The organism is Bacillus sp. BF2-3, assembly GCF_008368795.1.
In the GTDB taxonomy this organism is placed as follows: domain Bacteria; phylum Bacillota; class Bacilli; order Bacillales; family Bacillaceae_G; genus Bacillus_A; species Bacillus_A cereus.
Genome location: NZ_QOSA01000072.1, coordinates 1 through 6,172 on the forward strand (window position 1 = coordinate 1; position 6,172 = coordinate 6,172).

The following is a 6,172-nucleotide window of genomic DNA, read 5'->3' on the forward strand; positions in this document are numbered from 1 at the left end:
ATTTAAACTAGCATTTATATACAATAGAATGTAGTCTAAAGACCCTTAGGTAGCTCTCATAGGTGTACGATCTATGGGGGCTTTTTTACATGGAAATATAAAATTTCACGTACCGTAATGTTTAATAAAAAACAAACAACATAATTACTAGTCTACATTTATTTTTTGTACCTAATTAATCCGCTTAATGGATTCGTTCCCGTCTGTTTTGGATACTATTTTGTGTGAAATGGAGATATTATTTTTTTTTTGGATAGATTTCTTGCGAAATATGTACCTAGAACCGTATTTCAATTTAAATATAATAGTATTACACTTAGTATGAGCCTTATATTTTGTACTAATCATGGGGGTATGTATATGCGTAAATTGTTCAGTGGAAAACGTGTACTAGAAAGAGAAACAAACGAAGGTTCATCGTATTTTGTAGTACCAGAAGAGAACTTTCAGAAGTATGTGGTGCTATGGGGATATTTAATCCCACACGGAGTTTTCAATCAGCCTAATAAATGGGTAAATACGTATACTATCAACCCATTGGATAGATATGTTTTAGTAACAGAATTCAATCCTGAAGAGTATGAATATATGATTTACGAAGAAACAAGGGTTGCTAGAGAATTGCATCAAATATTAGAGCCTTATGGAATAAATATTAATAATGAATTTGAAGAGTTCGTAAAGTTAAAAGAGATTCCAAAAGCAGCTATAAGCAAAGTGAAGGACTGTTTATTAGAAAAAGAGTGTATGAATGAGTATCCAGAAGACTTTCCAGTAGTAGACGGCTATGAATATATAATTGAGGGACAGAAAAAGAAACTTTTTGTTGAAACTGAAACTTATGATAATGATGACACACTATATGACCAAACAGGGAATTTTAATCATAGTTATATCATTGAGACTTATCGTAAGACAGTTACAAATGGATTTATTTATGTATTTAAAACGCATGACAATGAATGGTATCAATATTATGCAGCAGACGCTAGTAAAGACTGTTGGATCATGAAAGAAGTATATGATGATGAGTTAGAAAATTTACCAATTTCATCTTATGAGCTAATTGAAACAGAGAAACGTGAAATTCCAGAAGAAGATTTAAAGGATAATATTAGTTGGGAAGAATTACTCGATCCGAATAGGGAATGTGATTTCTATTACTCTGATAAAATGTTTGCGATGAGTTTCTTAGCTAATGAGGGCAGATATAATGTAGTAAACATTGACGGGGAATGGAAAAGATATAGTGAAATGGTCTTTAAAGGAGAAGAACCATTTTCTAAATGGGATGATTTAGCATATATTGGGACGTCTACACAAGGGGCAACTGAAGGAAGACAATTTACCCAAGAAGAAATGATGCAATTTGCAGTGTATATGAGAGAAAAGAGAGAGAAGTCATCATTGCATTAATCAAAAGGGTGTACGAATTGGGATATTTCAATCCTGGATTGATGAGAAATGATCCAGACCAGGAAGAAGCAAAACAAGTGTTAAATTATTGATACAAGGAGAGATAGGTTTCATGCTCAAAAAAATATTAGAAATATTCCATGGCAGTAAATCGACGAGGAATAAATCAAATGAGCATCAAGAAATTATACCGTATTCAAATAATAAATTAGATAATGCACATCTAGAATTCTTAAAATATATAAATAAAAAAGATTATACTAAAGTACCAAACTATTGGTGCGAATATATAGGGAAAATAGATGCCACAATATCTGAATTATTACATATGGAACTGTTAACAAAACCTAATGAAATTCAATTGCTTGAGACCAATACTGTAAAAACATTAAAAGAATTAGCAAAAAAGAATGGAATAAAGGGATATTCTAAATTAAAAAAATCCGAAATTATTGAAACTCTTTTACAAAACCTTTCAAAAGAGGATATTTATCAAGCACATAAAAATCTGACTATATATGTATTAACATCGGATGGTGAAAAACTCGTTAATGACTACCAGGAACAGAAAAATACAGAACGTAACCAACTCATATTTCGTATTGCCCAGTGTATCGAAGATAATAATTTGATAGCAGCAGCTAAAGCAGTTATTAAATATGAACAACAGCAAGTGTTCAATAGAGGATTAGGTATTGATTGGAATACTGTTGAACCTAATCAGTTATTGAATACAAGTAGTGAAATTTTCAACTTAACTTTTCATGGTCTTGATAATACAGAAGAATTTAAAAAATTAATAAAAAAACATCTAATTATCGGTGAGTTACTAGGAGAGGATATTGGTAAAATTTCCAGTAGATTTTTAACTGAAACTACAGAAGAAATTAAATGCTCTTCATTAGAAAGTTTCCTAAAGAATCCTCATGGTGGATATGCTAGTAGAATGAATTCGAGCAATAATGATAAGGTAGAATTATATTTACACTATGTACTGTTTAAAGCGTCAAATCAAAAAAGGTTAAACAATTTGTTATCTGTTAAAGCTGGAGATGGAATTGAAATATTAAAAACAGAGAGTCCTGAAGAGTGCTCAATTTGCGGAAACGTAAAAAATATATACTTATGGGACGAAGTTGAATATATTCCAAAACTCCCCCTTCATTTTGGATGTCGGTGTTTATATATTGCTTATTTTAAGCAGAGTGACTATTAGTAGAAATTAAAAAATCTATTGTTATCTCCTGTTGCAGAATCCTTAAGCTATTAAGGATTCCTTTTTTGTATTTAAAATCAAAAAATAAAAAGATAAGATCCGGGAACAGGATCTTATCTTTAGCACAAGGAGTAAACAAAAGGATAACCATCATATTTTTATTATAATTTGTTTTTTGTTAATTTTGAATATTGGAACCATAATTAACAAGTATATCTATATTGGGGTTCAACCGAGATACGTGTAAAAATAGGTCATAGGCTTACACTTATTTCCATATACGATTTATAGGGCTTATAAATACCATTTTGTATATTATGGGTAGACCCTAATCATCCACTGGTTAGTTATTGAAAACACTCGGTTCTAACTGTATGATAATTAATTAGAACATGAGGTGGATTTCTAAAAATGAAAATTGCTTATGCTAGAGTTTCAACTTTAGATCAAAATTTAAATAGACAAATACAAATATTAAAAGAATTTGGAGCGGAAAAAATATTCACGGAACAAAAATCTGGTTCATCTGTTCATAATAGAGAAGCATTTCAAGAGGCGCTAAAATTTGTTCGAGGTGGAGATACATTTATGGTGGAAGCAATCGACAGACTTGGGCGTAATTATGATGAAATTATTCAAACTGTTAATTACCTAAAAAGAAAAGAAGTGAAGTTAATTATTACTAGCCTACCTATTATGGCAGAAGCAATTGGAAATTCTTTATTAGATAAATTTATTAAAGATTTAATCGTTCAAATCTTAGCTATGATTGCGGAACAGGAACGAACAGAAACGAAAAGGAGACAAGCACAAGGAATTTCAATAGCAAAACAGAAAGGAGTTTATAAAGGAAGACCGACTCTTTATTCTCCAACAGCAAAGGACCCTCAAAAAAGGTTAGTATACAATCGAGTAGTTGAAATGTTAAATAATGGCGAAGCCATTTCTCATATTGCAAAAGAAAACGGTATAACTAGGCAAACTGTATATAGAATAAAGAACGCCATATCTAATTCAGACAGTTATATGGAGGTATAAATGAAAAGTTCGGATTCTCAATTAAAAAGTCGTGGGAAAATTACATTTGAAGATTTACAGCACTATAATAATCACTCAAAGCCTGAATTATTAGAAATGATTAAATCAAAAGAAGCATATAAAAGAACTATCGCTATAAAATTACTATCAGAGAAAAAAGATTTAAACGATGATTTGATTCGTTTGTTTCTTCAAACTCTTACACAAGAAAACAAACTTTATACAAAAATTGAATTATGTGACGCACTTTCAAAAGGTAATGTTCAGTCTGCTAAGATTATGGTCGAATATTTAGGGCAGATAGGCAATAATCAACATAAAGTATTACCTACTAATGGTTTCAATAAGAAAAGTTATCCTTTGCCGAGGGACATTATCGCCAGGACTTTAGCTCATATGAAAAAAGAGATTCTACCAGTTTTATTGGATGTACTAAAGGCAGATAATACTCTTGTAATTAGAGAAGTCATTGATGCAATAGGTTTTATGTGTTTTTACCAAAAACTACATTCAAATCATCAAATTATCGATGCACTTTTACTATGTTTAAAGACCAATTTCAAAGATGATATTATTCGATGGAAATTGGTTAGAGCTTTTGAAAGTTTTAATGATATCAATGTTATTCACACTCTTTTGGACATCGAAAAAAACGATGGTCAGCCGATTATAAGAAATGAAGCCAATAGATCCCTGAGAATAATAGATAGCCGAACCGGAAATTGAAAAAGGACTTATCCTATTGATAAGTCCTTTTTATATCTCAATTATCAACAATATAATTTAACAAAAAAACGATTTTAAAATCGATTGGAAATAAAAGTAAGCCTATGACCTATTTTTACACGTATCTCGGCTGTACCCCTTTATTATTAAGTATCAAATGAATAAAAAGACTTTTGAATGAAATAGATAAATCACATAAAAAAAGTTATCAAATGCTGCTTTAATTCCGAGTAAAAAAAGATGAAACGAAGTTAATACTGAATAAACCTGAACGTTAGCTCCAATTAAAAAAACGTCAAGTTCCATGTATATCAAGGAATTCGGCGTTTTTTGATGGATTTTTTGAATTGTTATCACTTCTTGAATCAAAATTATACATTTATTCTTTGAATAAATAATGTCCCTTATTTCTAATGGTTTGTATAATTATATTACAATTGATAATTTATAATTTGCATACCTGTTCAATTCTATTAAGAACTGATCTAACTCTTCATTACTTGGAAATCTACATTCCAATAGATAACAACCATCCCCACTAATTTTATGATTATTAATGACATTCTTTTCTTTTTTTGAATAAAGGAAAGGTATGGAAGGTGGTGTGTACCTTCTATATAAATATTGATGAAGGCATACGTAAAACACCCTAATTTTGATTGATTGACTTTAATGCTATAACCCTCTATAACTCCATTGTCTTCTAATTTTTCTACTCTTGCCGCAGCTGCAGGTCCTGTTAAATGTACCCTCTCTCCCAATTCTTTCATTGTAATTCTGCTATTGGCACTTAATTCCTCTATAATTTTTTTATCTGTTGCATCCAATTGAAACTTAACTCCTTTCAAAAATAAAGCCAAAGAGTTAAAACACTTTATTTTTTCTGTGTAATTGATTACTGCTCATATTATACACTTAATGATGTAAATAAACACAAAAATGAAAGTGAGTTGTAAATATGAATATTACACAAATACGTAATGCGACAATCGTCGTAGAATATGCAAATAAAAAATTCTTAATTGATCCAATGTTAGCGGAAAAAGGTACCTACCCACCGTTCCCTGATACAATAAGACAAGATATGAATAATCCTATAGTGAGTTTACCAATTTCAATTGACAACATTTTAGAAGGCATAGATGCAGTAATTATTACTCATCTACATTTGGACCACTTTGATGATGTGGCAAAAGATGTAATACCAAAAGATTTAAAAATGTTTGTGCAAAATGAAGCAGATGCAAAAGAAATAGTAGCAAGTGGATTCAATAATGTTGAAGTACTACAACAAAATACTGTTTTTGAAGGTATTCATTTAGTAAAAACAACAGGTGAACATGGTAGAGGAGAAGAAGCAGTAAAAGCATTAGGTGAAGTTTGTGGGGTTGTTTTTAAACATCCAAGTGAAAAAGTACTATACGTAGCAGGAGATACAGTTTGGTATAACGCTATCGAAGACGAGATTCGTACTCATGAGCCAGAAATCATTTTGGTTAATGGTGGAGATAACCAAATATTATCATTTGGTTCCTTAATCATGGGAAAAGAAGATATCTATAATGTACACAAGGCAAGCCCATCCGCAACAATTATTGCCGTTCATATGGAAGCTGTTAACCATTGGACATTGTCTAGGGAAGAATTAAGAAACTATAGTAAAGAACATGGTTTTTCAGACAGAATTTTAATCCCAGAAGACGGTGAATCTTTTAAACTGTAGTTTATATAAATTCAAAACATGTTTGAATAGATAAAATATGAAGAAGCTCACAT

Annotated in this window: 5 protein-coding genes and 1 pseudogene; 5 read left to right on the forward strand and 1 reads right to left on the reverse strand. The window is 30.7% G+C overall.

Going from position 1 to position 6,172, the window contains the following annotated elements; translation table 11 throughout:
- Positions 1–360 precede the first annotated feature (360 nt).
- From DN401_RS29535 to DN401_RS29555, 4 genes are all read left to right on the forward strand, one after another.
- Positions 361–1,416, forward strand: a complete 1,056-nt coding sequence (locus tag DN401_RS29535) for a hypothetical protein (RefSeq protein WP_149288130.1) — start codon at positions 361–363, stop codon at positions 1,414–1,416.
- 112 nt (positions 1,417–1,528) lie between these two features.
- Positions 1,529–2,632 carry a Rho termination factor N-terminal domain-containing protein gene (locus DN401_RS29540; RefSeq protein WP_149288131.1) on the forward strand — a complete coding sequence of 368 codons (1,104 nt, stop codon included), beginning with the start codon at positions 1,529–1,531 and terminating at the stop codon, positions 2,630–2,632.
- Between the two features lie 411 nt (positions 2,633–3,043).
- On the forward strand, positions 3,044–3,670 hold the full coding sequence (locus DN401_RS29550; protein WP_149288132.1) for a recombinase family protein: 627 nt from the start codon (positions 3,044–3,046) through the stop codon (positions 3,668–3,670).
- Positions 3,671–4,396 (forward strand): HEAT repeat domain-containing protein, encoded by a 726-nt coding sequence (locus tag DN401_RS29555; RefSeq protein ID WP_149288133.1) that lies wholly within the window; start codon positions 3,671–3,673, stop codon positions 4,394–4,396. It abuts the gene before it with no gap.
- A 426-nt stretch (positions 4,397–4,822) separates the two neighbouring features.
- Here the strand turns inward: DN401_RS29555 and DN401_RS29560 are convergent.
- Positions 4,823–5,166 (reverse strand): annotated as a pseudogene (locus tag DN401_RS29560) (Lrp/AsnC family transcriptional regulator).
- A 188-nt stretch (positions 5,167–5,354) separates the two neighbouring features.
- On the opposite strand from DN401_RS29560, the gene DN401_RS29565 reads away from it, so the two are divergent.
- Positions 5,355–6,119, forward strand: coding sequence for an MBL fold metallo-hydrolase (locus DN401_RS29565; RefSeq protein ID WP_149288134.1), 765 nt, complete (start codon positions 5,355–5,357; stop codon positions 6,117–6,119).
- Positions 6,120–6,172: the final 53 nt, after the last annotated feature.

Excerpts from the sequence above, each read along its gene's own strand:
- DN401_RS29555 (WP_149288133.1), top strand. The coding sequence starts at position 3,671 with ATGAAAAGTTCGGATTCTCAATTAAAAAGTCGTGGGAAAATTACATTT.
- DN401_RS29540 (WP_149288131.1), top strand. The coding sequence starts at position 1,529 with ATGCTCAAAAAAATATTAGAAATATTCCATGGCAGTAAATCGACGAGG.
- DN401_RS29535 (WP_149288130.1), top strand. The coding sequence starts at position 361 with ATGCGTAAATTGTTCAGTGGAAAACGTGTACTAGAAAGAGAAACAAAC.
- DN401_RS29550 (WP_149288132.1), top strand. The coding sequence starts at position 3,044 with ATGAAAATTGCTTATGCTAGAGTTTCAACTTTAGATCAAAATTTAAAT.
- DN401_RS29565 (WP_149288134.1), top strand. The coding sequence starts at position 5,355 with ATGAATATTACACAAATACGTAATGCGACAATCGTCGTAGAATATGCA.